Here is a 1,774-nt window from a genome sequence, read left to right as displayed (position 1 = left end):
CAAAGAACAACACCGAAGCATCCGCCGCAAGCTAACAAACAACAAAAACATCAGTGCTTCCATCACGCGTCTGCGTGACCTTGAAGTGCAAGCCGAAGACGGTACTTTCGCCAAGCTGACCAAGAAAGAAGCGCTGATGCGCACTCGCGATCTTGAGAAGCTCGATCGTTCCCTGGGTGGTATCAAGGACATGGGCGGTCTGCCAGACGCTCTGTTCGTTATCGACGTTGATCACGAGCGCATCGCGATCACCGAAGCCAACAAGCTGGGCATCCCGGTTATCGGCGTAGTCGATACCAACAGCAGCCCGGCAGGCGTTGACTACATCATCCCAGGCAACGATGACGCAATCCGCGCTATCCAGCTGTACATGGGTTCGATGGCTGACGCTGTTATCCGCGGTCGCAACCACGTTGCTGGCGGCACCGAGCAGTTCGTTGAAGAAGCTCCGGTAGCAGCAGCTGAGTAATTGACGCCTTGGCGTTGACTCAGTAAGCAAAAAGGGGGCTTGGCCCCCTTTTTGCCACCTCGAAAACCGTTTGTCGGCAGCGCAGTTACAGCCTTTGTAACCTGCAGCAACCAGCAAGGGTGGTTCGGGAAGAATTGATCGCCCGTTCGATCGGGTGGAATGGTTGAAAACCTATCCAAGAGGAATTTTGAAATGGCAGAGATTACTGCAGCGTTGGTCAAAGAACTGCGCGAGCGTACTGGCGAAGGCATGATGGACTGCAAAAAGGCCTTGACCAAGGCTGGCGGCGACATCGAAAAAGCCATTGATGACATGCGTGCTTCGGGCGCCATCAAGGCTGCCAAGAAAGCTGGCAACGTTGCCGCTGAAGGCGCGATCGCTCTCAAGGAAGACGGTAAATCCGCCGTTCTGCTGGAAGTGAACTCGCAGACCGACTTCCTGGCTCTGCAGGACGACTTCAAGGCATTTGTTGCTTCCAGCGTTGAAAAAGCGTTCGCTGACAAACTGACTGATGTCGCTCCGCTGATCGAAGCTCAAGAAGCCGATCGCCTGGTTCTGGTCGGCAAGGTTGGCGAAAACGTCAACATCCGTCGCCTGGCTCGCGTTGAAGGTGACGTTGTTGGTGGTTACCTGCACGGCAACAAGATCGGTGTTGTGGTTGCCCTTAAAGGCGGCAGCGTTGAGCTGGCCAAAGACATCGCCATGCACGTAGCGGCGACTAACCCTGAATTCCTGCTGCCATCGGAAGTTTCCGCTGAAGCGGTCGAACGCGAGAAAGGCGTGTTCCTGACCCTCAACGCTGACAAGATCGCCGGCAAGCCGGAAAACATCGTTGAAAATATGGTCAAAGGCCGTATCAGCAAGTTCCTGGCTGAAGCGAGTCTGGTTGAACAGGCGTTCGTCAAGAACCCTGAAATCAAGGTCGGCGAACTGGCGAAGAAAGCCGGTGCTGAAATCGTTTCCTTCACCTACTTCAAAGTAGGCGATGGCATCGAGAAACCGGTCGACAACTTCGCTGAAGAAGTTGCTGCCCAGCTGGCTGCCGCCAAGCAATAAGACGGTTTTTATAACTGTCGCCCTGAAGAGGCTGCCCGCTTACGCGCGCAGCCTCTTTTCAGATGGGGCACCAATTTTTAATTGGTTTCCCTTTGGAACTGGCTTACAAAGCCATGTTCCGATGGCGCTGAAGCAGCGCCAAGCTAGAGTGAACGCCAGCTGTAAACAGCTCGCAAAGAATTTTTAAAATACGCCGCAGGAGAGATTCGCAATGGCTCAGCACGGCAGTGGTTCTCAGGCTCGCGATAA

The 1,774-nt window shown here is 54.3% G+C and carries 2 protein-coding genes; both read left to right on the top strand.

Annotation, left to right across the window (positions count from 1 at the left end):
• Window positions 1-469: 30S ribosomal protein S2 (gene rpsB / locus ACIQU2_RS28790; RefSeq protein ID WP_403145953.1), on the top strand; the 469-nt coding region annotated here is incomplete at its 5' end.
• 192 nt (window positions 470-661) lie between these two features.
• Window positions 662-1,525, top strand: a complete 864-nt coding sequence (tsf, locus tag ACIQU2_RS28785) for a translation elongation factor Ts (RefSeq protein WP_150709957.1) — start codon at window positions 662-664, stop codon at window positions 1,523-1,525.
• Window positions 1,526-1,774: the final 249 nt, after the last annotated feature.

The organism is Pseudomonas sp. NPDC098740, from assembly GCF_044760065.1.
Taxonomy (GTDB): Bacteria; Pseudomonadota; Gammaproteobacteria; order Pseudomonadales; family Pseudomonadaceae; genus Aquipseudomonas; species Aquipseudomonas rossensis.
This window is presented reverse-complemented; position numbering and strand designations above follow the sequence as displayed.